The following is a 255-nucleotide window of genomic DNA, read 5'->3' on the forward strand; positions in this document are numbered from 1 at the left end:
TGGAAAACAGGTTAATATTCCTGTACTTCCAGTTATTGCGATGGAGGGACGGAGAAGGTTAGGCCAGCCTGGCGTTGGTTGTCCAGGTTTAAGGTGGTAGGCTGGAATCTTAGGCAAATCCGGGATTTCAAGGCCGAGAGCTGATGACGAGTTGCCATTAGGCGACGAAGTGGTTGATACCATGCTTCCAAGAAAAGCTCCTAAGCTTCAGATAACTGGGAACCGTACCCCAAACCGACACAGGTGGTTAGGTAG

Annotated in this window: 1 rRNA gene; it reads left to right on the forward strand. The window is 49.8% G+C overall.

Annotation, left to right across the window (positions count from 1 at the left end):
• Positions 1–255: ribosomal RNA gene (locus ACN6NG_RS30020) — 23S ribosomal RNA — on the forward strand; the annotation flags it as partial.

Source organism: Pseudomonas sp. TSO6, from assembly GCF_056098905.1.